Raw genomic sequence first — 25,411 nt, 5'->3', positions numbered from 1 at the left:
CGATATTGAAAGGAATATGGGCTTGGACCTGGCGTCGCGGTAGATTTGACTTTAACGACCGATCGTCAACGCGGCATTGACAACAAAAGCGTGCAAGAAAAACGGGCGCAGAAGCGCCCGTTCAAAATTTCCGATGGGCCGGGATCGATCAGCGGCAACGTGCTTCGTAACGGCGGCCGTAGCGATCGCGATAGATGCAGTAGCCTTGGCGCTCGACCGAATGGCCAATGAGAGCGCCAGTCAGACCGCCGGCGACTGCGCCGACTGCCGCGCCACCCCAACTGTTGGAGACAGCGCCGCCGATGATGGCGCCCGTGCCCGCACCAATCGCCGTGCCCTGCTCCGTCGGGGTGCAGGAGGCGAGAGCGCCAATGAGAGCGCAGCTAAGGATGATCTTTTTCATGTCTAAACTCCCCAGGTTATCGGCCTTTAAATTCGGCCCATCAATACAAGAATGATAATGATGACGAGAACTAACCCCAAACCACCGGAAGGTCCATAGCCCCATCCGCGGCTATAACCCCAATTCGGCAAGGCGCCGATCAATAACAGAATAAGGATAATAAGAAGTATCGTGCCAAGCATGGTGTTGTCCTGCCTCATCCTCATTTCAACTGGACTATAAACACGTATCCGCGATTTTTGTTCCCGGCTAAGCTCCTGGAATATTACGGTGGCGCTATCAGCCGCTGCGGAGGAGCCGACTTTAGCCGGTGCCCTACAAAGCAAGGCGGCGAAATAATATCGGGCATTTGTGATATGGTTAAAATTCTCTTTGAATACAATATGTTGCCGTGAACAAATCAAGAAAATGAAAATGTCTCCGATTCGTCAGCGATTCGTTCCGGCTTTGATCAGCCGCGACCCTTCATCGGCTCACCAATTCCGGATGCTTTAAACTCCGTAAATTCGGCATCCAGAGGATTAATGGGATCCGGCAGTTGGAACGGCTGCGGCAAACCCCAGATCCGTATCTTGGGTCGGTAGTGAAAACGCCCACGACATCTCGCCGTGAACGAAAAGGGAAAACTTGGCGGTCAGCGATTCGTCTCCGATTCGTTCCGGCTTTGATCGAAGCGTTAATTTCGGGGTCGCGCTTTGCCGTTTTTGCAAATAGCAGGAAGCGTTAATCGCGGTTGCCGACATTCGTTTTCACGCAGGCTTTGCCGATTCAGCATCTAGTGGAAAAAAGTGATTCAAAATCAATACTTAGCCGTGAACAAAAGCTGAATCAGCCGGAGTCAGTGATTCGTCTCCGATTCGTTCTCAAGCTGTTCCGAATCTTAAATCAAGGACTTAGCGGGCTGTAACTTCCGTGCGGGATGCAAAGTCTATTTCAAATCTGCCCTTGCGTTTGGAGCTTCGGCTGTCCATGTGTTCTCCTGCCTCATCCGCAGCTCCGACTTGACCCTGGGGCGTTACCGCCTCACTTGCATGGAATATGACCCTGACTTCGCAGCCGATAATACCGAGCGGGCGCGCCGTGACCGCGGTGCTCGGGCCGACGAATACCGGCAAAACCCATTACGCGATCGAGCGCATGGTGGCACACGGCACGGGTGTCATTGGCCTGCCGCTCCGGTTGCTGGCACGCGAAGTCTATACGCGTGTGGTCGAAAAGGTCGGCGCCCACAACGTGGCGCTGGTGACCGGCGAAGAAAAGATCTCGCCGCCGAACGCGCGTTTTTCCGTCTGCACGGTCGAAGCGATGCCGCGGGAAACCAAGGCAGCCTTCGTCGCCATCGACGAGGTGCAGCTCGCCGGAGATCTCGAGCGCGGCCACATCTTTACAGACCGCATCCTGCATCTGCGCGGCCGTGACGAGACGCTCCTGCTGGGCGCCGGCACCATGCGGCCGATCCTGCAGCAGCTTCTGCCGGGGATAACGGTCACGGAGCGGCCGCGGCTTTCTCACCTTCTTTATGCTGGGCAGAAGAAAATCACGCGGCTGCCGCAGCGCTCGGCGATCGTTGCCTTCTCGGCTGACGAAGTCTACGCGATCGCGGAACTGATCCGGCGCCAGCGCGGCGGTGCGGCAGTCGTGCTCGGGGCTCTTAGCCCTCGCACCCGCAATGCGCAGGTGGCGCTCTATCAGGAGGGCGATGTCGAATATCTCGTTGCAACTGATGCGATCGGCATGGGGCTTAACCTCGATGTCGACCATGTGGCCTTCGCGCAGGACCGGAAGTTCGACGGGTATCAGTTCCGCAATCTCAATCCCGGTGAACTCGGCCAGATAGCGGGCCGCGCCGGGCGCCATGTGCGCGACGGAACCTTTGGTGTAACCGGTCAGGTTTCACCATTCGACGAGGAGCTCGTGCGGCGCATCGAAGGCCACGAATTCGACAACGTCAAGGTTTTGCAATGGCGGACCAAGGATCTCGATTTCTCGACGATACAATCCCTGCGGGCAAGCCTTGACACCGGTCCGCGCTTACCGGGTCTGACGCGGGCATTGCCGGCGGTCGACCAGCAGGCGCTCGAACATTTGTCGCGTTATCCGGAAATTGTTGATATCGCCAATACTCCGGCGCGAGTCGAAAAGCTCTGGGAGGCTTGCGCTCTACCGGACTATCGGCGCATAACGCCTGCGCAACATGCCGATCTTATTTCTACCCTCTTTTCCGATCTGGTGCGCTATGGCACGGTGAACGAGCAATTTCTTGCAGAGCAGGTTCACCGTTCGGATCGTACAGATGGAGAAATTGACACGCTTTCGGCGCGAATCGCGCAGATAAGGACCTGGACCTATGTATCGAATCGGCCCGGCTGGCTTGCCGATCCGACACACTGGCAGGAAAAGACGCGGGAAATCGAAGATCGATTGTCCGACGCGTTACATGAAAGGTTGACGAAACGCTTTGTTGATCGCAGGACATCTGTGCTCATGAAGCGCCTGAGAGAGAATGCGATGCTGGAAGCTGAAATCAGTGTGAATGGCGATGTCTTTGTTGAAGGACATCATGTGGGGCAGTTGACCGGGTTCCGTTTTACGCCTGTGGGCGGAACGGACGGGCCTGACGCCAAGGCGGTTCAGTCTGCGTCGCAGAAGGCGCTCGCTCTCGAATTCGAAGCTAGGGCCGCACGCTTGCATGCCGCAGGCAATGCCGATCTGGCGATTGGCTCTGATGGACTCATCCGTTGGCTCGGCGATCCCGTCGGCCGCCTATCGGGCAGCGACCATGTAATGCGTCCGCGCGTCATCCTGCTCGCCGACGAGCAGCTTGCTGGCAATGCGCGCGACCATGTTGCCGCTCGTATCGAACGTTTCGTCAATCATCATATCAGCACGGTTCTGAAGTCGCTCGAGGACCTGTCGCGCGCTGAAGACCTGCAGGGCCTTGCCAAGGGGCTCGCCTTCCAGCTTGTCGAGAATCTCGGCGTGCTCTTCCGCCGCGACGTGACAGAAGAAGTGAAGTCGCTGGATCAGGACGCGCGCGCCTCCATGCGTCGCTACGGCATCCGCTTCGGCGCCTATCATATCTTCGTGCCGGCGCTTCTGAAGCCGGCGCCGGCGGAGCTCATCACCCTGCTGTGGGCGCTGAAGAATGACGGTCTCGACAAGCCGGGTTACGGCGATCTTATTCCGGTGCTCGCCGCCGGCCGCACCTCTGTGGTCACGGATCCGAGCTTCGAGCGAATGTTCTACAAGCTTGCGGGCTTCCGTTTCCTTGGTAAGCGTGCCGTGCGCATCGACATTCTCGAGCGCCTGGCCGATCTCATCCGTCCGCTCCTGCAGTGGAAGCCAGGACAGGGCACGCGTCCGGAAGGCGCCTATGACGGTCGCCGCTTCACGACGACGACGGCGATGCTATCCATTCTCGGCGCGACGCTCGAAGACATGGAAGAGATCCTCAAAGGGCTCGGCTACCGGGCCGACGCCGTGAAGACCGAAGAGGCAGCCGCATTCCTTGCGACACAGGATGCAGCGTCCGCTCCAGCTCCATCTGCCGCGCCGGAAACTGTGGCGGAGGAAGCGGCTGAAAAGGCCGACCATGATGACGCGGACGGCGCTTCAGAAGAAACGCCCGCCGCCGAAGCCGCACCTGTGTCTGTGGAAACGCCTGCAGCCGCCGAAGGTTCGGCGGAAGCCGGCGAGGCCGAGACTGCAGAACCGAAGCCGGTCCTCTTGTGGCGTCTCGGTGGCCGCAACGAAAACCAGCGCCAGGCGCGCGGCCATGGCGACCGCCGTGGCGGCCAGGGTCAGGATCGCGGTGAGCGCAACAACCGCCGTCAGGGCGGTGGTGAAGGCGGCGAGAGCAGGGACGGCAATCGCAATAACAATCGCAACCGGGATGGCGGCAATCGCGACGGCAACCGGGAAGGCAGCAATCGTGACGGCGGCAATCGTGATGGGGGCAGGCCTCAGCATGCGCGCAATGACCGCAACGAGCAGCGCGGCGACCGTCAGGACCGCGGTGACCGCAAGGATCGTGGCGATCGCAACGACCGTAACAACAATCGCGGCAATTCACAGCCGCTGCGCTTCGAGGCCAAGCCGCCCCGCAAGGAGAAGCCGATCGATCCGGATTCGCCCTTCGCCAAGCTTGCTGCGCTCAAGGAGCAGATGAAGAAGTAATCATGGGTGGAGAGACACAGCCAGGAAGCGGTTCGCGCCAGCGCATCGATAAATGGCTGTTCTTCGCACGCATGGTGAAATCGCGCTCGCTGGCACAGAGCCATATCCAGTCCGGTCACGTCAGCATCAACGGGACGCGTTGTGCGCAGCCGAGTCAAACAGTCAAGGTGGGGGATCGCGTCGAGCTGACGCTGGAACGACGGGACGTCATTCTCGTCGTCCGGCTGCCCGGCGAGCGGCGTGGGCCCTATGACGAGGCGAAGCTGCTCTATGAGGATCTGTCGCCGCCAGCTGATGAGGCAAAACGCCTCACTCCCTATGAGCAGGCTATCCGGGGTCAGGGCTCCGGAAGACCGACGAAAAAGGAACGGCGCGCAATCGACAGGCTGATGTCGGACGAGGATTAGAAAACTCTTCCCGCCGGCAGCTTTTCGCAGATCGTTTGTCCTTGAAATCCTGCCGTAAAGCCGATACGTCACACACAACCTGCCGGGTAGCGTGCTTGCCTCCCAAGCCTGTCCACGCTTTCTCTCCGGCTTAGGGGACAGGCGCGACGTTCCAGGTTGCCCGGCCCCGCCCGCATGGAAATCCTGGAGTTCTTCATGACCTATGTCGTGACCGACAATTGCATTCGCTGCAAATATACCGATTGTGTTGAAGTCTGCCCCGTCGACTGTTTCTATGAGGGCGAGAATTTCCTCGTTATTCATCCCGATGAGTGCATCGACTGCGGCGTTTGCGAGCCGGAATGTCCGGCCGAGGCGATTAAACCCGATACCGAGCCGGGTCTCGACAAGTGGCTGAAGATCAATGCTGAATATGCAGGCATCTGGCCGAACATCACAGTCAAGAAAGAGCCGATGGCCGGGGCAAAGGAATTGGACGGCGAGACGGGAAAATTCGAAAAATACTTTTCGGAAAAGCCCGGCAGCGGCGACTGAAACTCGGGCATGCAACGCCGTTGAAACCGCGTTCGGCGACAGGTTAAACGTTTCAGATTGAGCGTGAGTCACATGGGGGCTATGTGTTGCCCACATGACTCACGTTAAGCAAATTATTGATTTCCTCATATTTTTGTGATAGCTTCACCACACTGTTCCATTTGTGGCATGACGCATGCCCGAAACCATCACGAAAGTAGAACAAATACCGTACCGCGGTTTCCGTGACATATCAATAACTTGAGCTGTCGGATCCCAAGATCGCGCGCGGGGATATCTTTTGCTTCTGTCTGGTGGAACCAGAGTGAAGTCACCCGACGGATTTAACCGTCTCATCCGGGCCTGACTGACCCGGCTCCGGCCGCCGCCGGAAGCGTAACAGGGAGTTTTTGATTAGAATGACCATCCAGCAGAAAAAACCTTCTACCGCACGCCACGGCTTCAAGACCGGTGAATCGATCGTGTACCCTGCACACGGTGTCGGTACCATCACGGCTATCGAAGAGCAAGAAGTCGCCGGCATGAAGCTTGAACTTTTCGTCATCGATTTCGAAAAGGACAAGATGCGTCTGAAGGTTCCGGTGGCAAAGGCCATGAGCATCGGCATGCGCAAGCTTTCCGAGACCGACTTTGTCGAGCGCGCTCTCAAGGTCGTGCAGGGCAAGGCCCGCGTCAAGCGCACCATGTGGTCCCGCCGCGCCCAGGAATATGATGCCAAGATCAATTCCGGCGACCTGATTTCCATCGCAGAAGTCGTTCGCGATCTTTACCGTGCGGAGAACCAGCCGGAGCAATCCTACTCCGAACGCCAGCTTTATGAAGCTGCGCTCGACCGCATGGCTCGCGAAATCGCTGCTGTCAACAAGATGTCTGAAACCGAAGCCGTTCGCCTCGTCGAAACCAACCTGAACAAGGGTCCGAAGCGCGGCAAGGCAATCGAGGAAGATGACTCGCAGGATGAAGCCGCTTAATAGCGCATTGTTTATGCTGATAAAAAACCCGGCCCTCGTGCCGGGTTTTTTATTGGAACTTTTTCGCGATTACGACGTTGATAGACAGTAATGCGGATTCCAACCGGCGCCCATAGAGCTCGGTTTGATTTCCGCCGAAGCTGTCAAATTCGATGAGGAGCGGATCATGTTTTCCAGAATTTGCCGTTCGGGCAATCTCGAGGAACAGACCCAGCTCTGCCGTCCTGCCGGCACACGATGAGAAATAGGGCCTCCTCCTGAAAAGTCCAGGAGGGGGCCTTCATGCATTCAAGATCCAGTTTGCTCCGGCGCAGGGGTGTCCGGAAACGGTGTTTGCTTGTTCATTTTCAGGGACGTGGCCCATTTAGGAGAGCAATATGAAGAACATGTCTGCAGATCGGCGCATGATCAAAATAGCAATGGCGGCTCCCTATCTAGCCCGTGAAGAAGAGCATAATCTGGCCATTCGCTGGAAGGATCATGAAGACCGAGGCGCCCGCAATCAGATCGCTATGGCGCATATGCGCCTCGTCATTTCCATGGCAGGCAAGTTCCGCAATTTCGGCCTGCCGATGAGCGATCTCGTACAGGAAGGTTATGTCGGGCTTCTGGAAGCCGCGGCTCGATTCGAACCGGCGCGCGATGTGCGCTTTTCCACCTATGCAAGCTGGTGGATCCGCGCCTCGATCCAGGACTATATCCTGCGGAACTGGTCGATCGTACGCGGCGGTACGAGTTCGGCCCAGAAGGCACTATTCTTCAATCTGCGGCGCCTGCGAGCCAAGCTTGCAAAGGGTGATACGCAGTTAACACTGCAATCCATTCATCAGGAAATCGCCGCTGCCCTCGGTGTCAGCCTTGCCGACGTGCAGACCATGGATGCGCGCCTTTCCGGCAACGATGCCTCGTTGCAGGCGCCTTCCGTCTCGGGTGATGCCGACAGTGCGGAAAAGATGGATTTCCTCGTCAGCGACGAACCGCTGCCGGATGAGCAGGTCTCCAACATGATCGACGGGGAGCGACGCCGCGTCTGGCTTGCGTCTGCCCTCAAGCATCTCAACGAACGCGAAATGAAGATTATCAGCGCGCGGCGCCTTGCCGAAGACGGAGCGACGCTCGAAGAGCTCGGCGCCGACCTCGGCATTTCCAAAGAACGCGTACGCCAGATCGAAAGCCGGGCGATGGAAAAGCTTCGTACGGCGCTCGTCAGCGCCGATCCGCATATGGCAGCCTATGCCTGACAGGAATTATCCCAGCAGCACAGACTGGCCCGGCATAAGCCGGGCCTTCTTTTACTCGGAAATAATCTTCACGCGGTCGCCGGGAGAAACGGCAGCACCCGTCGGCAAGGCGTTGATAAGCTTGAAGAGATCCAGCTTGCGATCGGTGCCCATCATGCGGGAGGCGAGCGTGGTGATGTTGTCGCCAGGGCGGACAATGACCACCCGCACACGCAACGGCTTCAGCGAAGCCGCTTCATCCGGCGTCATACGGCGGAAGCTTGCGCGCAGAACGTTTGCCGTCGGCTCCAGCGACGGGCTGCCTTTCGGCACCGCTGTCAGAAAGCGGAAGATCTGATTGTTGTTTCTAATGACCGTGACGTCGAAGTCCCAGCGGTCGGCAGTGGCGCGCGCGGTCGCAGCCTCCATGCCATTGACGTTGATTGGCTGGATGGTCGCCGGATCGAGGCCGGTAACCCAGCCGCTGGAAATGTAGTTCGTGAGGCTTTGGTTCTGGTTGTCGGCCACGCCGTCGAAGCGGACGGCGATATCGTTCGGGCCGGTTGCCATGACGGCTTCGACCTTGTTGTCGATGCTGAAGTCGGGCGGCACGTCGAAGCGTATGCCGAGGCCACCGTGCAGGAAGGTCTGGCCGCGCACATAGCCCTCTTCTGGACTGTCGCCGTAGAGAAGGCCATCGATGCCATCGAGATAGTAGTCACGGCCCTTGTCGCCGACCGCGCCTTCCTGGCCGAAGGCGCGGGCATGGCTGCGGGCAAGCTCGATGCGCTGGGCGGAATTCGGATGGCTCGACAGGAAGTCCAAGCTCTGGTCGGCCTCGGGATCGACCGACATGAAGCGGCTGTACGCGGCCATGGAATCAAGGAAACGGGCGGCTGCATAAGGATCATAGCCGGCTTCGCCGAGCATGCGCACGCCGATGACGTCGGCCTGTAGTTCCTGCTGACGGGAGAAGGCAGCAAGACGCAGCTTGCCGCGGGCGAGCGCCTGTTTGCCGGCTATGTCGCTAGACAGCACTTCGGCGACGACGCGGCTGGCAATGACTTCCGCCTCTTCGCGCTTCTGTCGCTCGATGCCGTGGTTTGCGGTGACGTGACCCATCTCGTGCGACAGCACGGCCGCAACTTCCGAGGCGTCATTGGCAAGCGCCAGCAGGCCGCGGGTGACATAGAGATAGCCGCCCGGCAGCGCGAAGGCGTTGATGGCGGGCGAGTTCAGGATGGTAATGCGGTAGGACTGGCTCGGATTTTCCGACACGGCCGTCAGCGCCCCGGCGATGCGGGCCACGAGGCGCTCGGTCTTGGCATCCTTGTATTCGCCGCCATAGCTTGCGACGATGCGCGGATGCTCACGGGCGCCCATGGCGGCGCGCGGGTCGTTCTTTTGTACTTCGTCGACGATTTGCGGATTAGACGAAGGGCCGACAGTCGGCTGATAAGATTGCTGAATCAACGACTCACAGCCGTTCAGCGCGACGGCGCAGGCCGACAGCAACAGGAAACGGCGCACCCAGCGGCGCGGCGCAAAAAAGGCATCACTGGAAAGCGCGGGCGATTTCCACGTCGTCATGCTGTCCAGTCTGTCTCTCCGCATCATTTTAAGTCGCCGGTCTGCCGCATCGTCGGGCCGGCCGTTGCCAGGGAAATTCAATAGGCTCCGCCTCGGTTCTCGCGCTGCACAATCGGCCGCTCCAAGTCTTTGCTGTAGCCGATTTCCGCATGGGTTGCATAGCGAGACTCCATCTAAATGTGGCGCCGTTGCATTTCGGCAATGCCTCGCCTGTCGAGGCACTTTTCGCTCCGATGAAATTATGGCGAAAGTTCCATCGCGAGTGCAGATTCCGACGGCACTGCGGAAAAAGTCGGTCAGAACGGCGACCGATGCGGGCAAGCGTGACATTCGCGCGAATAATGCAATTAATGGCAGTGTTGTCGAGTGACCTACATTGAGGTGGCGCTGAGGGCGCGCATCCGTACTTACTCCGCGGCCTCTGGGGCGACGTTGGTCCGCCCGGTCTTCTGTTCGCCAGCGCGGGGGAGCTGCACCGGCTTCAGCATGATGGCGGCGACCAGACCGATCAAAGCAATGCCGCAGGAGGTCATGAACAGCGGCGAGAAGGCGGAGGCGTAAGCATTGGCCACCGCCTGGCGGCTGGCTTCGGGAAGTGCTGCCATCATTTTCGGCGTCAGTTCCTCGAGATTGGCTACACCCGATATGGAGGAGCCGAGTCTGCCGAGCTGCGATGCGATGATCGCACCGTAGATGGAGATGGCAATCGATGCGCCGCCCATGCGCGACAGCGTCACCGAGCCGGTCGCAACACCCACATCGCGGGCTGGTGCGGCGTTCTGAACGCCGATGACTGGAACCTGCTGGGCAAGGCCGATGCCGATGCCGTGCAGCAGCATGATCGCGCCGATGAAGGCTATCGGCGTACCGGCATGAACCTGAGAGATCAGCGCAAAGGCGATGGCGCTGCAGGTCATGCTGGCGATCGCAAAAGGCTTGTAGCGGCCGGTCTTCGAAATGATGCGGCCGGCATTCAGAGAGCCGCAGACGAGACCGCCTGTCAGCAGAATGAAGAGCAGACCGGCGCCCGACGGCGAAAGACCTGTCGTCGTCTGCAGGAAGAGTGCGAGATAATTGACCATGCCGATAGCGATCGCACCGCCCATGATCGAGATCACCAGCAGCAGGCTGAAGGTAGAATTGCGGAAAAGCGGCAGCGGCACGATCGGCTCTGGCGCGCGGCGCTCGACGAATGCCCAGGCGATGGCGCAAATCACGCCGACGGCGGCGATGCCAATGCTTTGCGGCGAGATCAGCGCACCGAAAAGCTCGCTGCTGTCGGTAGCAAGCACGATGCTGGTTGTCGTCAGCGCCAGCAGGAGTGCTCCGGCGTAGTCGATCTTCGGCCGGCGATGCGGCTTGCGGTACGGCAGCATGAAGGCGAGGCCGGTAAGTACGATGAAGCCGATTGGCACATTGACGAGGAAGATCGAGCGCCAGCCGAAGAGATCGCTCATCGTGCCGCCGAGGACAGGGCCGATGGCACCGGAGGCCATCAGCACCAGACTGGAATAACTCTGATAGCGGGCGCGTTCGCGCGGCTCGAAGAGATCGGCGTTGACGGCGAAGATCGAAACCATGATGCCGCCGCCGCCGAAGCCCTGCAGTACACGGGCGGCAATCAGCGTGTTCATTGAGACCGCAAGACCGCAGACGGTGGAACCGACCGTGAAGATCGCGATCGCCGTCATCATCACATATTTGCGGCCGAAAAGATCGCCGAGCTTGCCGTAAAGCGGCATGACGGCGCTGAGTGCCAAGAGATAGGCCGAACCAACCCAGCCGAAGCGGTCGAGATGACCAAACTCACCCACGATGGTCGGCAGGGCCGTGGAGACGATCTGGTTATCCAGCGTCGCCATGAACATGGCGGTCATCAGGAAGAAGAAGAGGATGAGCCGCCGACGGGGATCCGTCACGAGCGGCGCGGGGGCAAGTTGCATATCCATGGGATGGGCCATTTCGTATATGCATACATTAGGTGCTAATGTCATATATTTGTCAACGGCACATTGCTGATATTGGCATATTTTATTTTCAGCGTCGGTCTGCTATGGTTTCGTCATGAACGAGACCTTGACGAAGACAAGAACGACCGAGCTTGATGATCCCTCGGACAGTGTGCCCCGCATCGGCCGCGCGATGACGCGAATGCGAATGATGACAGGACGCCGGTTGATCGGTCGCCTTGCGATCCAGAGCGTGGCGCCGGATCTGGAGCTTTCCCATCTCGACGTACTCGATGCCGTGCGCCGCGCGCAGGAAAACGGCGAGGTAACGGTCGGCGCCATTGCCGAGATGCTGCGAATCGACCCGTCGAGGGCAAGCCGCGTCGTGTCGGATATGGTGGGTCGCAACGTCCTGCGCCGTGAGGCTTCGCAGGCGGATGCGCGGCGCATCGTCGTCGTCATGACTTCGCTCGGGAAGAATCTACTGGCAGAAATCCGGGCCCAGAAACTCGCCTTCGTTTCCGAGGTCGTGCGGGACTGGCCACAGGAGGAGATCGACACTTTCTCGCTGCTGTTCGAGAAATTTATCGGCGGCTACGAGGCGATCTTCCTTTCCCGCGATAAGGATACACCGGGCTAAGAAAATAGTCCGAGCGTTTGATCTCGCTCAAGCCGACCCGTCCAAGGCAAGCCTAAGTCTCTCCTCGTTCGACGACATCAGGAGAGATTCGCATGAAACATCATCCGCTTCGGCTGAAGGGTATTTTTGCCGCTATCGTTTTCGCATCCTTCGGGCATGCGGCGCTTTCGGCCGATCTGGCGCCTTCGGCAGGCTCGCCAATGGCCACGCAAAGCCCATGGCAAGTACGCCTTCGTGCGCTTGGCGTGATCACGCGCGACAACGGCTCGGTCGACGGTATTTCAGAATCCGGTCTTTCCTATTCGGACACGGTGATTCCGGAAGCGGATATCTCCTATTTCTTCACCGACAATATTTCCGCGGAGCTCATTCTCGGCACGACCTATGCTAATGTGCGTGGCGAAGGCTCGATTGCCGGCCTTGGCGAAATCGGCAAGACCTGGCTGCTGCCCCCGACGCTGACGCTGCAGTACCATTTCACCGATTTCGGCGCCTTCCAGCCTTATCTCGGTGCCGGTGTGAACTATACAGTCTTCTACAACCAGTCCGGCAAGAGCGCCGACAGCCTCGATGTGAAGAACACATTCGGCGTCGCGCTGCAGGCCGGCTTCGACTACATGTTCGATGAGCATTGGGGCGCGAACATGGATGTGAAGAAGATCTTCCTGCGTCCGGATTTTGATGCGACAGTCGGCGGTGCCGATGTCAGCGGGAAGGCGAAACTGGATCCCTGGCTGATCGGTGCCGGTATCACCTATCGCTTCTAAAGCATTTGGTTGACGCAATTCCCGTCGCAAACCGCCGCACAGTTTTACGGGAATTGCTTTGAGGGAAGGCGCAGCATCTGCGGCGCCTCTTCCCCTTCACCCCCCGTTTGCGCTATGGGCAATGCCCATGAGCCAATCCACCTTCACCATCCTGCTCGGCGGGTCACTCAGCCTGACGGATCGTCTGCGCGACGCCGTGCGGGACAGCCGGTTCATCGCGGCTGACGGCGGCATGCGGCATGCCGCGGCGCTGGGCGTGGTGCCGGAACTGTGGGTCGGCGATTTCGATTCGACGCCACCCCATCTCGACGGTGCTTTTCCTGACGTGCCGCGTCAGCCCTACCCAGCCGCAAAGGCTGCAACGGATGGTGAAATTGCCGTTAACGAGGCGATCGAGCGTGGTGCGAAGCGCTTGATCCTTGCGGGTGCGCTGGGCGGCGAACGGTCCGACCACGCGTTGCAGCACTTGCTGTACGCCGTGGAGCTGGCGGAAGAAGGCTTCGACATGCTGCTGACCTCGGGCAAAGAGGAGGCTGTGCCCTTGCTCCCTGGCTCGCTGCAGATCGATCTTCCGCCGGGCAGTCTGTTTTCCGTGCCAGGCTTAAGCGAGCTGCGTGGCCTGTTCATCGAAAATGCCCGCTATCCGCTCGCCGACTTCGATTTGCCCTTCGGCTCGTCGCGCACCATTTCCAATGTGGCGGAAGGCCCCGTGCGCTTCTCGCTTGCCAGCGGCAGGGCCATCGTGCTCGCGCGGCCCTATGATCTTTCCGGAGTCTGATACTTGGCGCCACCCATTCTGAAACTCGACGACATTTTCCTGAGCTTCGGCGGCACGCCGCTCCTGGCAGGCGCTGCCCTGCAGGTCGAGCCCGGCGACAAGATCTGTCTTGTCGGCCGCAACGGCTCGGGCAAATCGACGCTTCTCAAGATCGCCGCCGGCCTCGTCGACGCGCAGTCGGGTGAGGTCTTCCGCCATCCAGCGTCCACGGTGCGCTATCTGGAGCAGGCGCCGGATTTTGCCGGCTTCGAGACCGTGCAGGCCTATGCGGAAGCCGGACTCGGACCGGGCGACGATCCCTATCGCGTCACTTACTTGCTCTCCCATCTGGGGCTCACCGGCGAAGAGAATCCGAATAACCTGTCCGGTGGCGAGGCGCGCCGCGCGGCGCTTGCGCGCGTACTGGCGCCGGAGCCCGACATTCTGCTGCTCGACGAGCCAACCAACCATCTCGACCTGCCGACCATCGAATGGCTGGAAGGCGAATTGCAGAAGACGCGCAGTGCGCTGGTGTTGATCTCGCACGACCGCCGCTTCCTCGAAAAGGTCTCGACGGCGACCGTCTGGCTCGACCGAGGCACGTCCCGTCGGCTCGACAAGAGCTTTGCGTTTTTCGAAGCCTGGCGCGATCAGGTGCTGGAAGCGGAAGAGCTGGAACAGCACAAACTCGGCAAGGCGATCGAGCGTGAGGAGCACTGGCTGCGTTATGGCGTGACGGCACGACGCAAACGCAATATGCGCCGACTCGGCGAGCTGCAGACGATGCGTTCGCAGTATCGTGGCCACAAAGGGCCGCAGGGAACCGTGCAGGCAAGCGCTTCCGATGCGCAGGAATCCGGCAAGCTGGTGATCGAGGCCAACAAGATCACCAAGAGCTATGACGACCGGCCGATCGTCGCCCCGTTCTCGATCCGCGTGCATCGTGGCGATTGCATCGGTCTCGTCGGCCCGAACGGCGCCGGTAAGACGACGCTCCTGAAGATGCTGACCGGCCAGCTTGCGCCCGACAGCGGAACGGTGAAGCTCGGCACCAATCTTGATATCGCGACCCTCGACCAGAAGCGTGAGGATCTGAATCCCGAGGATACGCTCGCCAATTATCTGACGGATGGACGCGGTGAGAATCTCCTGGTCAATGGCGAGCAGCGGCATGTGACCGGATACATGAAGGAATTCCTGTTCCAGCCGGAGCAGGCGCGCACGCCGATCAAGAATCTTTCCGGTGGCGAACGTGCCCGGCTGATACTGGCGCGCATCCTGTCGCGGCCGACGAACCTGCTCATTCTCGACGAACCGACCAACGATCTCGACATCGAGACGCTTGATCTCTTGCAGGAGATCGTCACAGGCTTTGCCGGTACCGTCATCCTCGTCAGCCACGATCGCGACTTCCTGGACCGGACGGTGACCTCGACGATTGCGCCCGCCAATCCGGAAACGCCTGATGGACGCTGGATCGAATATGCCGGCGGCTATTCCGACATGCTGGCGCAGCGCAAGGGTGCGGCCGAGGAGCGCCGCAGGGCCGAGAAGGCGGCGGAAAAGCCTAAGGCGCCTGAGGCTGCGGCCACTGCTTCCGCCTCGAAGGGCAAGCTCTCCTACAAGCAGAAATTCGCACTCGAAAACCTGCCGAAGGAAATGGCCAAGGCGGAAGCGGAGATCGGCAAGCGTGAGGAGAAGATGGCTGATCCGAACCTCTTCACTAGGGACCCCGCGAGCTTCAACCGGCTGGCATCCGAGATGGAGAAGCTGCGCGAAAGCCTGACGAAGATGGAAGAGGAATGGCTGGAACTCGAAATGCTGCGTGAGGAGCTGGAAGGTTGATCCTATAAAAATTTCCTGAAATGTCGGATCGGGTGGTTTTTCTGCGTCTTTGGGCCGAGCGTGATCAACGGCATGGTGCCGCCACGTCAGAACGGAGATTTTTCATGCGCATGATTTTCGTAAACCTGCCCGTTAAAGACCTCGTCAAATCGAAGGAATTTTTCTCGGCGCTTGGCTTTTCTTACAATCCCGCCTTCACCAACGACGATGCCGCCTGCATGATCGTCGAGGAAAACATCTGCGTGATGCTGCTGTCCCACAGTCACTTCCAGCAGTTCATCGAGGGCGATATCGCCGACACTTCCAAAGGGAAGGAAGTGTTGACCTGCCTTTCGGCAGGCAGCCGCGCCGAAGTAGACGACTATCTGAAGAAGGCGCTGGCAGCCGGAGGCAAACCCTGGAAGCCGACCCTCGATATGGCGCCGATGTATGGATGTAGCTTCCAGGACCTCGACGGTCATGTCTGGGAAATCATGTACATGGACATGTCTGCTGCCGGTTGAGCCAATTTTCTAAAGGTCATTCGCGGACTCCCGGCGCCCGGAATTGGATTGTCGGAGTTCGCTTTCCTCACTTTTCCTTGATTCGCTCGTGCCGTGTCATGAGGCATAGGGTGCCACTCCGGCAGCGGGGGGATCTTGCCGATCAATGGCAATAAGGAAGAGTCACATGCCTCGCAAATCCTATACCAGAATATTCATCGCGCTTGCCGCCGGCAGCTTCGTCGTGCTCGGCCTTTCGCAGGCGGCGCGTGCGCAGGAAAACCAGCGCGTGCGGGTGCGTGGTACGATCGAGAGCCTCAATGGCGACACGCTAACCGTCAAGACCCGCGAGGGCAGGGATGCGACAGTGGCGCTCAAGTCTGGCTGGAAGGTCGCCGGTATCGGGAATGCTTCCGTCGATGATATCAAAGTCGGCGATTTCGTCGGTGTCGCCTCCTTGCCGAAAGACACAGGTCCCGATGGCGCGATCGAGGTGCTGATATTCCCGGCCGCAATGAAGGGCACCGGCGAAGGCAGCCGTCCATGGGACCTGCAGCCGAACAGCTCGATGACGAATGCGACCGTCAGCAATGCCGTCAAGGCCGTCGACGGCCACACGATTACGCTCATCTATCAGGGTAAGGAGAAGATCATCTCGATTGCAGAGGGTACTCCGATCGTTACTTTTGCGCCGGCAACAAAGCACGATCTGAAGCCGGGTGCCGGCGTGATCGTCATGGCGGAAAAGGCAGCCGATGGCAGCATCTCGGCCGCGCAGGTCGCCGTCGGCATCAACGGCGTGATGCCGCCGATGTAAGATTTTCCGGGGTTTCGTTCTCACACAATTCCGGGGGCAAAACCGCTATACGGTTTTTGCTGCAATTGCCCTAGAGTGCCGGGACGGGGCTGCCTGGGCGCTCGATCCTGCAACGGAAGCTGCCGGTTCTTCGTCTGAATTCGAGGGCAGCGCCTGCAGATGCAGTGTGCGCGGGTGCAGCACTTCCAGATAGGTTTCCGAACGGCCGATATAGATCATGCCGGTGTCCGGCATGGTAGCGAGCAGCTTCGTCATCGTGCGCTGCCATTCCGGCTCCATGCCTTCGAGCACTTCGTCGAAGACGACCCAGCGCGGCTTGACGAGAAGCAGACGGGCAAAGCCGATCGCCTTCTGTTCATCGGCATCGAGAAGCTTGTCCCAACGCGCGCGGCTATCGAGGCGGGCGACCAGCGAATGCAAACCGGCAGCCTCAAGCGCGGCTTCGATGGCCGCCGTGTCATAGTCTTCGGGTTTTTCGGGAAATGCGATCGCCTCGCGCAGAGTTCCGCCCGGCACATAGGCGACCTGCGGGATGAACAGCATGTCGTCGATCGGCGGCAGACCCATCGTGCCGTGCCCCGAGGGCCAAAGGCCGGCCATGGCCCGGAAGAGCAGGCGGCGGTTCACGCTGTGATCGCCGTTTATCATGACCTTTTCTCCGGCCTTGATCGTCACGTCCGTCTCGCGCAGGCGGAAGCCGCCGCAATCTTCAATGTCCTCACCGAGCTTGGCAACAATCACCACATCCTTCAGCGTCAGCGTATCGGGCGTCGTTTCCTCATAGACAATGCCATCTTCGAACTTGAAGCCATCATCCATCTCCTGAAGCGCCTGGCGGAAGTCGGTCACACGCATCAGCGTGGCGCGCCATTCGGCAATCGGCCCGAAGTTGGCGACATACCAGCGCAGCGCCGTGTTGACTTGGTTGAAAGCGCCGACCGACATCATCAACTGGCCGAAGGTGAGTCCGCCGGAGAAGTATGCGGGCGCTGCAACGATGATCGGGATGACGATGACCAGCCAGCCATAACCCGCCGAGACCCAGGTCAGATTGGTATTGGCCATGGCAAGCCGCTTGATGACGGCAAGGACATTGCTGATATTTTCATTGATGCGTTTGCGCTCGTTCTCTTCGCCGTGCGCCACTGTTATTGCCGGCATATTTTCGTTCGCGTGCATCAGAGCGAAGCGCAGCTCTGCTTCCTGGGAGAAGCGATCTGCATTGAGCTTGACGAGCTTGCGGCCGACGACCTGGCTCAAGACCGACGCTGATGCGGCATAGAAGATTGCCGCCCAAACCATGTAGCCGGGAATTGTGAAGTTATAGCCACTGATACGAAAGATGAAGCCGCTTGAAAGCTCCCACAAAACGCCGATGAAGCTGACGAGAAGGATGGTCGACTGCAACAGACCGAGAGCAAGGTTGGTGGTGCTTTCGGCGAGGTTGCGGGAATCTTCATGCAGGCGCTGATCGGGATTGACGCCGATGATACCGATGGTGGAGAGCTTGAGGGCACGCTTGCGCTTGAACCACTGATCGACGAGATCGCGCGAGAGACCTTCGCGCATGTAGAGGGCCGTCATCTGGTTCAGCCATGCCTGCAGCACGTTGAGCAGCAACAGCGCGCCGGCGATCATCGCGAAGACTTCGAGCTGGCGGAAGAACTCGCCAAGATCACGACGCTCAAGGGAATCGTAGAAGGGGGCGTTCCATTCGTTGAGGATCACCTGTCCGTAGGCGGTCGCCAGGATGATGAGGACAAGCAGGATCGCAAGCCCCACGACCTTGCCGCGGACCTGCGAATTCCAGAATGCGGAGAACATCACTCCAAGCCGATATGTCAGGCTTAGATCATACCCTACGCGGTCCTGACCCTGGATACCCTTCCCCCCTTTTACGCTATTTGCCATTACAACTTTCCAAATCCGCCCATCGCACCATTAATAACATGGGGGCGTTACTGGTCCATCAACAGATTCCACCACCCATAAAGAAAGCGTGATGACTTGTGCAGCTGCCTCTATTGACAGTTGATTCGCGGCGCGACTGGCGCTATTTAAGACGCCTCGTGGTGATTTGGCCGGCCGGCTTGCAGCCACGTTAAATAAGTCGCTAAAGGGCCGCGTGCGGACCGGTAGCGATTCTTTCGCCGCCGGTTTTTTATTTTGATCGAGTTGACCGCAATGCCCATCAAGATCCCCGATACGCTGCCTGCCTTCGAAACCCTTGTGAACGAGGGTGTGCGGGTGATGACCGAAACGGTGGCGATCCGTCAGGATATCCGACCGCTGCAGATCGGGCTGCTCAACCTCATGCCGAACAAGATCAAGACCGAAGTGCAGATGGCGCGCCTGGTGGGCGCTTCGCCGCTGCAGGTGGAATTTTCGCTGGTCCGTGTCGGCAACCACAAGGCCAAGAATACGTCTGAAGAACACCTGCTCGCCTTCTACCAGACCTGGGAGGAAGTGAAGCACCGCAAGTTCGATGGCTTCATCATCACGGGCGCGCCGATCGAGACGCTGCCCTACGAAGACGTCACTTATTGGAAGGAAATGCAGCAGATTTTCGACTGGACGCAGACAAACGTTCATTCGACCATGAATGTCTGCTGGGGCGCGATGGCGGGGATTTATCACTTCCACGGCGTGCCGAAGTATGAACTGAAGGAAAAGGCTTTCGGCGTTTACCGGCACAATAATCTCAAGCCCTCCTCCGTTTATCTCAACGGTTTCTCCGACAATTTCGAGGTCCCGGTGTCGCGCTGGACCGAGGTTCGCCGGGCCGACATAGAGAAGGTCGACGGCCTCGAGATCCTTATGGAATCGAGCGAGATGGGCGTCTGCCTCGTCCACGAGCCGAAGGGCCGGCGGCTTTATATCTTTAATCACGTCGAATATGATTCCACGTCCCTTTCGGACGAATATTTCCGCGACGTGAATGCCGGCGTGCCGATCAAAATGCCGCACAACTACTTCCCGCATAACGATCCGGCGCTCGCGCCCCAGAACCGCTGGCGAAGCCACGCGCATCTGCTTTTCGGCAACTGGATCAACGAGATCTACCAGACAACGCCCTACGATATCGAAGAGATCGGCTAGGACATCTGAGCGTCGCCGGTCCTGTTTAGAAATGATGCCGTCGCATTTCTGCGACGGCATTTTGTTTTCCGGCCCTGCCCGGTTGCGGTTTGCGGCGAATGGGGGCAGGTTCCGGTTCCTGAATTCTAGGGATGGAGTGAGCGTCGATCATGGCGGATAAATTGGAACGGGAAGTTTTCGGACAGACGAAGGATGGAGAGGCCGTCCATCGCGTCGTCATCCGCGGAGGCGGACTGACGGTCAAGGTGTTGAGCTGGGGCGCGGTCATCCAGGATATCAGGCTCGAAGGGCATGATGCGCCGCTGGTACTCGGTTTCGAGGATTTCGCGAGCTACCTCGCTCATTCGCCTTTCTTCGGCGCGACGCCGGGACGCTGTGCCAACCGGATTGGCGACGGCAAGTTCAGGCTTGACGGCAAGGACTATCAGCTCGAACTGAACGAGAAGGGCGTCACGCATCTTCACGGCGGCAGCAATAATATCGGTACGCTCGTCTGGACGATCGTCGAGCACGAGACCGACCGTGTCGTACTGAAGATCGTCGATCCCGATGGCCGCGCCGGTTATCCCGGCAACTGCACGATCCAGGCGACCTACCGGGTGCATGGCAATGGCGAGCTATCCGTCAACTACGAGACGGTGACGGACCAGCCGACGATCGCCAATGTCTGCCAGCACTCCTATTTCAATCTCGATGGCCGGGAGGACGCGCTGGCGCATGACATCATGATCGCCGCCGACCACTACCTGCCGACGGATGAGAAGCAGATACCGACCGGCGAGATTCGCTCTGTCGAGGGCACCGCGTTCGATTTCCGCGCGATGGCGCCGATGAAGCGTTTCGCCGGGCAGGAGCAGGCGCTTTACGACCACAATTTCTGCTTTTCGAATGAGCGCACGGCCAAGCGCTCCGTCATACTTGCCCGCAGCCTGCATTCCGGCGTCTCGCTGGAAGTGCGTACGACTGAGCCAGGCGTACAGTTCTACGCCGGCTTCAAGCTCGCTGTGCCGGTGCCGGGTCTCGACGGCCGCAAATATGGCCCGTTCGCCGGCTTCTGCCTGGAAACGCAGATCTGGCCCGATGCTATCAATCACGCTGATTTTCCGAACGCGGTTCTGCGTCCAGGTGAGGTACTGCGGCAGGAAACGGATTACATCTTCATGAAGAACTGAGTTCAGCTATCCTGTCAGGATCGATGAAACCCTCGCAACGTATCGCGAGGGTTTTCTTTTTGTTGAAGCGAATCCGGCTTGCCGATTGGTTCTAAATAGGTTCTATTATGCGTCCATGGATAGAACCAGTCTGATAGCGGAACTGAATGGCCGTGGGCTGCGCGATGAGGCGGCAACGGGGCCGCTTTACAAGCGGCTGGCTGTTGCGCTCACGGGTCTCATTCAGGAGGGCCTCTTGAAGCCCGGAACAGCGCTGCCCGGCGAACGCGATCTGGCGGAGGCCCTGAAGCTTGGACGCGTGACGGTTCGGACAGCCTATCGCAATCTCATGACATCAGGGGCGCTGGAATCGCGCCACGGCAGCGGCACTTTCGTTTCCAGCAGGGTGGAGCGCATGGAGCAGTCGCTATGGCGGCTTTCCTCCTTCTCGGCGGACATGCGCTCACGCGGCCGCTCGCCGGCGGCGAAGATCCTGTCGCGTACCATCAACAATCCGTCTCCAGAAGAATCCTTCCTGCTCGGTCTCGGTGTCGATGAGCCTGTGCTCCGGCTCGACCGCCTTCGTCTGGCCGACGGGCTGCCCCTCGCCATCGAACGCGCCGTCGTGCCGGTCAAGTTTCTCGGCGAGGATGCCGGCGGCGAGGGCTCGCTGTATGACGCGCTTGCCCAGAGCGGCCACAAGCCGGTGCGCGCTATGCAGCGCCTGACCGCCGTCACGCTCGATCCCTCATCGGCGGCTATCCTCGACGTCAAGGCCGGTGCGCCGGCGCTTCTGATCGAACGCGTTTCACGCCTGGAAGACCAGCGTGTCGTTGAATACACCCGCTCGCATTATCGTGGTGACGCTTATGATTTCGTCGCCGAACTGAGAATTGGAGATGACCTATGAGTGAGAACCAGTCGTTGATGCTGCAGGAGGCGGGCCAATCGCCCGACGTGGTCGCTACCCTGCTCGAAAAGGAAAAGCCGGTCTTCGCAGAAATAGCCCGGCTGTTCTCGTCCGCCCGCCCGTCCGTTGTGACGACGGCTGCGCGCGGTTCGTCCGATCACGCCGCGACCTTCTTCAAATATCTGTTCGAGATCACCTGTGGCGTGCCGGTGGCTTCGATAGGCCCGTCTATCGCCTCAGTTTATAACGCGCCCCTGCATCTGAAGGGCGGCATCCATTTCACCGTTTCCCAGTCGGGCGCGAGCCCTGACATCGTGGCGCTGCAGGATGCGGCCAAGAAGGGCGGCGCAACGACGATTGCCGTGGTCAATGTCACAGACAGCCCCCTTGCGAAACAAGCCGATATCGTCCTCGGCCTCAATGCCGGCGCCGAAAAGAGCGTTGCAGCAACCAAGTCCTTCATTGCATCTGTCGCCGCCCTCACCGGCGTGACGGCTGCGATAGGCAGCAAGGCCGATCTGCAGGCGGCGCTCGAAAAACTGCCGGCCGCACTCGCTGCGACATCGGGCATCGATACGGCTGCTGCCGAGGAGGTTCTGTTCAACGCCGCCTCGCTCTATACCGGCGGCCGCGGCACCGCTTTCGCCATTGCTCTCGAAGCTGCGCTGAAGGCCAAGGAGACTGCCGGCCTCCATGCGGAAGCCTTCTCTCTTGCGGAACTGATGCACGGCCCGATGCGTCTGGTGCAGCCGGGCTTCCCGATCGTCGGCTTCGTGCCTGAAGATGCGGCCTTCGACAACAACGTGAAGGCACTCGACCGGCTTCAGAAGCTCGGCGCTACGACCGTGCCCTTCTCGACGAAGCCGCTTGCCGGCGTCAATCTGCAGGTTCCGACAACAGGCAATGGCCTTATCGATCCCCTGGTTTCGCTGCTCGTCTATTATCGACTGATCGAGTCCGTCACTCGCCGCAAGGGTTTCGATCCGGACAAGCCGGCAAATCTGCTCAAGGTGACGGAGACTGTCTGATGACGCGCAAGATCTTCACCGGCGCACGGATTTTCGACGGCGAGCGCTTTCATGACGAGCGGGCGCTGATCGTCAAGGGCGGACATGTCGAGGCAATCGTCGGCACGAATGATCTGCCCGACGGCGAGGTCGTAACTCTTGCCGGAGGTGTGCTGTCTGCCGGCTTCATCGATGCGCAGGTCAATGGCGGCGGTGGCCGCATGCTGAACGACGAGCCGTCACCGGACTCGATGTACATGATTGCCGACGGACATCGGCCGTACGGAACGACGGCGCTGCTGCCGACGCTGATTACCGATACGGCAGAAGCGACGGCTGCAGCGATCGAGGCGGCAAAGATTGCGGTGAAGACGAACCGCGGCGTCGCAGGCCTGCATCTCGAAGGTCCGCATCTGGCCCCGGCCCGCAAGGGCGCCCATCTCGCCGAGTTGATGCGTCCGGTCGAGGACAGGGATGTCAAATCCTTCATCGCCGCGCGCGAGGAAATCGGCACACTGCTCGTCACCATGGCGGCGGAGCAAGTGACGGTTTCTCAGGTGCGCGAACTCAGCGAAGCCGGCGTCATCGTCAGTATCGGCCATTCGGACTGCACGAGCGAGGCAGCCGAGGCGCGTTTCGATGCAGGTGCACGGGGTGTGACGCATCTTTTCAACGCCATGAGCCAGCTGGCGCACCGCGCGCCGGGCCTCGTTGGTGCGGCGATCGATCATCCGGCGGTCTGGTGCGGCATCATCGCCGACGGCCATCACGTCGATCCGAAGGCGTTGCGCACGGCGCTGCGTGCCAAGCGCGGCGAGGGCAAGCTTTTCTTTGTGACCGACGCCATGTCGCTGGTCGGCTCCGAGATGGATACGTTCACGCTGAACGGCCGCACCGTGCGGCGCGAAAGGGGCGGCTTCTGCTCCAAACTCGTGCTGTCGGATGGCACGCTGGCGGGTTCGGATGTCGATATGGCTTCGACGATCCGTTACGGCGTCACCTATCTGGAGCTGACGCTTGCCGAGGCACTGAGGATGGCGACGCTCTATCCGGCGCGCTTCCTGAAGTTTACTGATCGCGGCCACCTTTCGCCAGGCGCGCGCGCCGATCTCGTCCATTTCACCGATGCGATCGAAGTGACAGCGACCTGGCTGAACGGCGAAGCGGTGTGAAGGAGAGTGGCCGATGACTGACATTACGGACGCCTATTTCTCCAATCTCATCGGCCGGCTTGAGGAGCTGAAGCAGGCGCTTGCCGCACCGATGGCGCAGGCGGCCGCTGTAATCCTCGAGGCCGCCCGTGGCGACAAGCGCGTTTACGTCTTTGGCACCGGCCATTCGCATATGCTGGCGGAAGAAGTGCATTATCGGGCAGGCGGGCTTGCTTTCACGGTGCCCGTTCTCGTCGGCTCGGCCATGCTGCATGAGGGGGCGGTCATCAGCTCGGTCTATGAGCGCACGCAGGGTCTGGTGCGGCCGATGCTGGAGCGTTACGGCATGCAGCCGGGTGATGTCATCATAATCGCCTCCAATTCGGGCGTAAATGCTGCGCCGATCGAGGCGGCCGACTACGCGCGCGAGATTGGCGCAAAAGTCATCGCCATCACCTCGATCGCCTATTCGACGGCAATTGCCAATGACCGCCGGCGGCTTGCCGATGTGGCCGATGTGGTGCTTGATAACGGGCTGCCGCCGGGTGACGCCGTCCTTGATCTCGAGGGCACGGGTCTTCGTGTCGGTCCGGTGTCTACGGCCGTCGGGGTGACGGTCATCAACGCCATCTGCGCAGAAGTTGCTTCGCAGCTTTCGAAATCCGGTGACGCGCCCGTCTATCTCAGCGCCAACATGCCGGGTGCGGCCGAGATCAATCAGAAGCTGGTGAAGAAGTACCGGCCGCGTAATCCCCATCTCTGAGCAAATGGGCCGGCATGTTGCCGGCCGATTTTCCGTCTCGCCATCGGGCAAAATAAAAACGGCCCGAAGCGTGTGCTTCGGGCCGTTTGAACTCCGAAAACTGACGCAATCAGTCCTTGGCGCGCTCGACGTAGGAATTGTCTTCCGTTGCGATGACCACGCGGGTACCGGCATCGATATGCGGCGGGACCGACGTACGGATGCCGTTCGACAGCATTGCTGGCTTGTAGGAGGAGGAAGCCGTCTGACCCTTGACGACCGGTTCGGTCTCGACGATTTCGAGGGTGACGTGGCGGGGCAGTTCGAGCGCCAGCGGAACGCCTTCGTGGATCGACAGAATGCAGGTCATGCCTTCCTGAAGGTAGGCCTTCTGGTCACCCATGGTTTCGGCGCTGACGACCACCTGGTCGTAGGTGGCCGGGTTCATGAAGTGGAAGCCTTCGCCGTCTTCATAGAGGTACTGGAAGTTCACGTCTTCGACGAAAGCGCGCTCGACCTGCTCGGTCGTGCGCCAGCGTTCGGAAACCTTCACGCCATCGACGATGCGGCGCATGTCGACCTGTGTGACCGGCGTGCCCTTGCCTGGGTGGAAATTCTGTGCGGTGAGAACGACGTAGAGCTTGCCGTCGACATCGAGAACGTTGCCCTTGCGGACCGAAGAGGCGATGACCTTGACCATAAGACTTCCTTGTAAGTCGGCTTTCGGCGTCGTAGAGGACAGTCAGAATAGTCCTGAAGACGCAAAATGTTTTTTCTTCGGGGCGGCACTAAC

Annotated in this window: 23 protein-coding genes and 1 riboswitch; of the genes, 17 read left to right on the top strand and 6 right to left on the bottom strand. The window is 59.7% G+C overall.

From position 1 onward, the window contains the following. Positions 1-148 precede the first annotated feature (148 nt). Both FHT92_RS20990 and FHT92_RS20985 read right to left on the bottom strand, forming a co-directional pair. The gene (locus tag FHT92_RS20990) at positions 149-403 is read right to left on the bottom strand and encodes a YMGG-like glycine zipper-containing protein (protein WP_183749815.1); all 255 of its coding nucleotides are present in this window, start codon (positions 401-403) and stop codon (positions 149-151) included. A 26-nt stretch (positions 404-429) separates the two neighbouring features. After that, a complete protein-coding gene (locus tag FHT92_RS20985; protein WP_017962528.1) occupies positions 430-585 on the bottom strand; it encodes a DUF3309 family protein in 156 nt (51 codons plus the stop codon). Positions 586-1,441: 856 nt separating this feature from the next. On the opposite strand from FHT92_RS20985, the gene FHT92_RS20980 reads away from it, so the two are divergent. The 5 genes from FHT92_RS20980 (at position 1,442) to FHT92_RS20960 (ending at position 7,732) form a co-directional block, all read left to right on the top strand. Further along, positions 1,442-4,579, top strand: a complete 3,138-nt coding sequence (locus FHT92_RS20980) for a helicase-related protein (RefSeq protein WP_183828944.1) — start codon at positions 1,442-1,444, stop codon at positions 4,577-4,579. 2 nt (positions 4,580-4,581) lie between these two features. Continuing rightward, positions 4,582-4,986, top strand: a complete 405-nt coding sequence (locus tag FHT92_RS20975) for an RNA-binding S4 domain-containing protein (protein ID WP_183749817.1) — start codon at positions 4,582-4,584, stop codon at positions 4,984-4,986. 195 nt (positions 4,987-5,181) lie between these two features. Further along, positions 5,182-5,520, top strand: coding sequence for a ferredoxin FdxA (gene fdxA / locus FHT92_RS20970; RefSeq protein WP_183749818.1), 339 nt, complete (start codon positions 5,182-5,184; stop codon positions 5,518-5,520). A gap of 398 nt (positions 5,521-5,918) precedes the next feature. After that, positions 5,919-6,491, top strand: a complete 573-nt coding sequence (locus FHT92_RS20965; RefSeq protein WP_113299540.1) for a CarD family transcriptional regulator — start codon at positions 5,919-5,921, stop codon at positions 6,489-6,491. A gap of 377 nt (positions 6,492-6,868) precedes the next feature. Further along, entirely contained in the window at positions 6,869-7,732 is an 864-nt protein-coding gene (locus FHT92_RS20960) for an RNA polymerase factor sigma-32 (protein WP_007825441.1), read from the top strand. A gap of 51 nt (positions 7,733-7,783) precedes the next feature. On the opposite strand, the gene FHT92_RS20955 is transcribed toward FHT92_RS20960, so the two are convergent. Further along, the gene (locus FHT92_RS20955) at positions 7,784-9,328 is read right to left on the bottom strand and encodes a M48 family metalloprotease (RefSeq protein ID WP_183749819.1); all 1,545 of its coding nucleotides are present in this window, start codon (positions 9,326-9,328) and stop codon (positions 7,784-7,786) included. 380 nt (positions 9,329-9,708) lie between these two features. Further along, positions 9,709-11,250, bottom strand: a complete 1,542-nt coding sequence (locus FHT92_RS20950) for an MDR family MFS transporter (protein WP_183828941.1) — start codon at positions 11,248-11,250, stop codon at positions 9,709-9,711. Between the two features lie 115 nt (positions 11,251-11,365). Here FHT92_RS20950 and FHT92_RS20945 point away from each other — a divergent pair, with 115 nt between their 5' ends. The 6 genes from FHT92_RS20945 to FHT92_RS20920 all read left to right on the top strand — a co-directional run bounded on the left by FHT92_RS20945 (position 11,366) and on the right by FHT92_RS20920 (position 16,558). Beyond that, positions 11,366-11,890 (top strand): MarR family winged helix-turn-helix transcriptional regulator, encoded by a 525-nt coding sequence (locus FHT92_RS20945; RefSeq protein ID WP_183828938.1) that lies wholly within the window; start codon positions 11,366-11,368, stop codon positions 11,888-11,890. A gap of 92 nt (positions 11,891-11,982) precedes the next feature. Then, positions 11,983-12,657 carry an OmpW/AlkL family protein gene (locus FHT92_RS20940; protein ID WP_183828935.1) on the top strand — a complete coding sequence of 225 codons (675 nt, stop codon included), beginning with the start codon at positions 11,983-11,985 and terminating at the stop codon, positions 12,655-12,657. 121 nt (positions 12,658-12,778) lie between these two features. Further along, positions 12,779-13,435 carry a thiamine diphosphokinase gene (locus tag FHT92_RS20935; protein WP_246735524.1) on the top strand — a complete coding sequence of 219 codons (657 nt, stop codon included), beginning with the start codon at positions 12,779-12,781 and terminating at the stop codon, positions 13,433-13,435. 3 nt (positions 13,436-13,438) lie between these two features. After that, positions 13,439-15,259, top strand: a complete 1,821-nt coding sequence (locus FHT92_RS20930) for an ABC-F family ATP-binding cassette domain-containing protein (RefSeq protein ID WP_183828929.1) — start codon at positions 13,439-13,441, stop codon at positions 15,257-15,259. 104 nt (positions 15,260-15,363) lie between these two features. After that, a complete protein-coding gene (locus FHT92_RS20925) occupies positions 15,364-15,762 on the top strand; it encodes a VOC family protein (protein WP_183828926.1) in 399 nt (132 codons plus the stop codon). A gap of 166 nt (positions 15,763-15,928) precedes the next feature. Next, a complete protein-coding gene (locus FHT92_RS20920) occupies positions 15,929-16,558 on the top strand; it encodes a hypothetical protein (RefSeq protein ID WP_183828924.1) in 630 nt (209 codons plus the stop codon). A 45-nt stretch (positions 16,559-16,603) separates the two neighbouring features. On the opposite strand, the gene FHT92_RS20915 is transcribed toward FHT92_RS20920, so the two are convergent. Beyond that, positions 16,604-18,469, bottom strand: coding sequence for an ABC transporter ATP-binding protein/permease (locus FHT92_RS20915; protein ID WP_183828921.1), 1,866 nt, complete (start codon positions 18,467-18,469; stop codon positions 16,604-16,606). 148 nt (positions 18,470-18,617) lie between these two features. Further along, positions 18,618-18,695, top strand: a riboswitch (SAM riboswitch). Positions 18,696-18,742: 47 nt separating this feature from the next. On the opposite strand from FHT92_RS20915, the gene metA reads away from it, so the two are divergent. The 6 genes from metA to FHT92_RS20885 all read left to right on the top strand — a co-directional run bounded on the left by metA (position 18,743) and on the right by FHT92_RS20885 (position 24,639). Next, entirely contained in the window at positions 18,743-19,657 is a 915-nt protein-coding gene (gene metA / locus FHT92_RS20910) for a homoserine O-succinyltransferase (RefSeq protein WP_183828918.1), read from the top strand. Positions 19,658-19,806: 149 nt separating this feature from the next. Next, entirely contained in the window at positions 19,807-20,829 is a 1,023-nt protein-coding gene (locus FHT92_RS20905) for an aldose epimerase family protein (protein WP_183828915.1), read from the top strand. 115 nt (positions 20,830-20,944) lie between these two features. Beyond that, the gene (locus FHT92_RS20900) at positions 20,945-21,718 is read left to right on the top strand and encodes a GntR family transcriptional regulator (protein WP_183749830.1); all 774 of its coding nucleotides are present in this window, start codon (positions 20,945-20,947) and stop codon (positions 21,716-21,718) included. Further along, the gene (locus tag FHT92_RS20895) at positions 21,715-22,746 is read left to right on the top strand and encodes an SIS domain-containing protein (RefSeq protein WP_183828912.1); all 1,032 of its coding nucleotides are present in this window, start codon (positions 21,715-21,717) and stop codon (positions 22,744-22,746) included. Before FHT92_RS20900 ends, FHT92_RS20895 begins: the two co-directional genes overlap by 4 nt. Next, on the top strand, positions 22,746-23,897 hold the full coding sequence (gene nagA / locus FHT92_RS20890; RefSeq protein ID WP_183749832.1) for an N-acetylglucosamine-6-phosphate deacetylase: 1,152 nt from the start codon (positions 22,746-22,748) through the stop codon (positions 23,895-23,897). The genes FHT92_RS20895 and nagA overlap by 1 nt, the downstream gene beginning before the upstream one ends. A 13-nt stretch (positions 23,898-23,910) precedes the next feature. Next, the gene (locus FHT92_RS20885; protein WP_183828909.1) at positions 23,911-24,639 is read left to right on the top strand and encodes an SIS domain-containing protein; all 729 of its coding nucleotides are present in this window, start codon (positions 23,911-23,913) and stop codon (positions 24,637-24,639) included. A 109-nt stretch (positions 24,640-24,748) separates the two neighbouring features. Here FHT92_RS20885 and efp read toward each other — a convergent pair whose 3' ends face one another. Further along, positions 24,749-25,318 carry an elongation factor P gene (gene efp, locus FHT92_RS20880; RefSeq protein WP_011427226.1) on the bottom strand — a complete coding sequence of 190 codons (570 nt, stop codon included), beginning with the start codon at positions 25,316-25,318 and terminating at the stop codon, positions 24,749-24,751. Positions 25,319-25,411: the final 93 nt, after the last annotated feature.

Origin of the sequence: Rhizobium sp. BK377 (assembly GCF_014193935.1) — a bacterium.
Lineage (GTDB): Bacteria > Pseudomonadota > Alphaproteobacteria > Rhizobiales > Rhizobiaceae > Rhizobium.
The sequence above is the reverse complement of the archived record's forward strand: the minus strand, read 5'-3'. Positions and strand labels throughout refer to the sequence as shown.

What these genes read in the sequence shown, in the direction of transcription:
- FHT92_RS20965 (WP_113299540.1), top strand. Translation starts at nt 5,919, where the DNA reads ATGACCATCCAGCAGAAAAAACCTTCTACCGCACGCCACGGCTTCAAG.
- FHT92_RS20955 (WP_183749819.1), bottom strand. Translation starts at nt 9,328, where the DNA reads ATGATGCGGAGAGACAGACTGGACAGCATGACGACGTGGAAATCGCCC.
- FHT92_RS20985 (WP_017962528.1), bottom strand. Translation starts at nt 585, where the DNA reads ATGCTTGGCACGATACTTCTTATTATCCTTATTCTGTTATTGATCGGC.
- FHT92_RS20975 (WP_183749817.1), top strand. Translation starts at nt 4,582, where the DNA reads ATGGGTGGAGAGACACAGCCAGGAAGCGGTTCGCGCCAGCGCATCGAT.
- FHT92_RS20935 (WP_246735524.1), top strand. Translation starts at nt 12,779, where the DNA reads ATGCCCATGAGCCAATCCACCTTCACCATCCTGCTCGGCGGGTCACTC.
- FHT92_RS20905 (WP_183828915.1), top strand. Translation starts at nt 19,807, where the DNA reads ATGGCGGATAAATTGGAACGGGAAGTTTTCGGACAGACGAAGGATGGA.
- efp (WP_011427226.1), bottom strand. Translation starts at nt 25,318, where the DNA reads ATGGTCAAGGTCATCGCCTCTTCGGTCCGCAAGGGCAACGTTCTCGAT.
- nagA (WP_183749832.1), top strand. Translation starts at nt 22,746, where the DNA reads ATGACGCGCAAGATCTTCACCGGCGCACGGATTTTCGACGGCGAGCGC.
- FHT92_RS20940 (WP_183828935.1), top strand. Translation starts at nt 11,983, where the DNA reads ATGAAACATCATCCGCTTCGGCTGAAGGGTATTTTTGCCGCTATCGTT.
- FHT92_RS20900 (WP_183749830.1), top strand. Translation starts at nt 20,945, where the DNA reads ATGGATAGAACCAGTCTGATAGCGGAACTGAATGGCCGTGGGCTGCGC.
- fdxA (WP_183749818.1), top strand. Translation starts at nt 5,182, where the DNA reads ATGACCTATGTCGTGACCGACAATTGCATTCGCTGCAAATATACCGAT.
- FHT92_RS20990 (WP_183749815.1), bottom strand. Translation starts at nt 403, where the DNA reads ATGAAAAAGATCATCCTTAGCTGCGCTCTCATTGGCGCTCTCGCCTCC.
- FHT92_RS20960 (WP_007825441.1), top strand. Translation starts at nt 6,869, where the DNA reads ATGAAGAACATGTCTGCAGATCGGCGCATGATCAAAATAGCAATGGCG.
- FHT92_RS20885 (WP_183828909.1), top strand. Translation starts at nt 23,911, where the DNA reads ATGACTGACATTACGGACGCCTATTTCTCCAATCTCATCGGCCGGCTT.
- FHT92_RS20895 (WP_183828912.1), top strand. Translation starts at nt 21,715, where the DNA reads ATGAGTGAGAACCAGTCGTTGATGCTGCAGGAGGCGGGCCAATCGCCC.
- FHT92_RS20915 (WP_183828921.1), bottom strand. Translation starts at nt 18,469, where the DNA reads ATGGCAAATAGCGTAAAAGGGGGGAAGGGTATCCAGGGTCAGGACCGC.
- metA (WP_183828918.1), top strand. Translation starts at nt 18,743, where the DNA reads ATGCCCATCAAGATCCCCGATACGCTGCCTGCCTTCGAAACCCTTGTG.
- FHT92_RS20980 (WP_183828944.1), top strand. Translation starts at nt 1,442, where the DNA reads ATGACCCTGACTTCGCAGCCGATAATACCGAGCGGGCGCGCCGTGACC.
- FHT92_RS20920 (WP_183828924.1), top strand. Translation starts at nt 15,929, where the DNA reads ATGCCTCGCAAATCCTATACCAGAATATTCATCGCGCTTGCCGCCGGC.
- FHT92_RS20945 (WP_183828938.1), top strand. Translation starts at nt 11,366, where the DNA reads ATGAACGAGACCTTGACGAAGACAAGAACGACCGAGCTTGATGATCCC.
- FHT92_RS20925 (WP_183828926.1), top strand. Translation starts at nt 15,364, where the DNA reads ATGCGCATGATTTTCGTAAACCTGCCCGTTAAAGACCTCGTCAAATCG.
- FHT92_RS20950 (WP_183828941.1), bottom strand. Translation starts at nt 11,250, where the DNA reads ATGGATATGCAACTTGCCCCCGCGCCGCTCGTGACGGATCCCCGTCGG.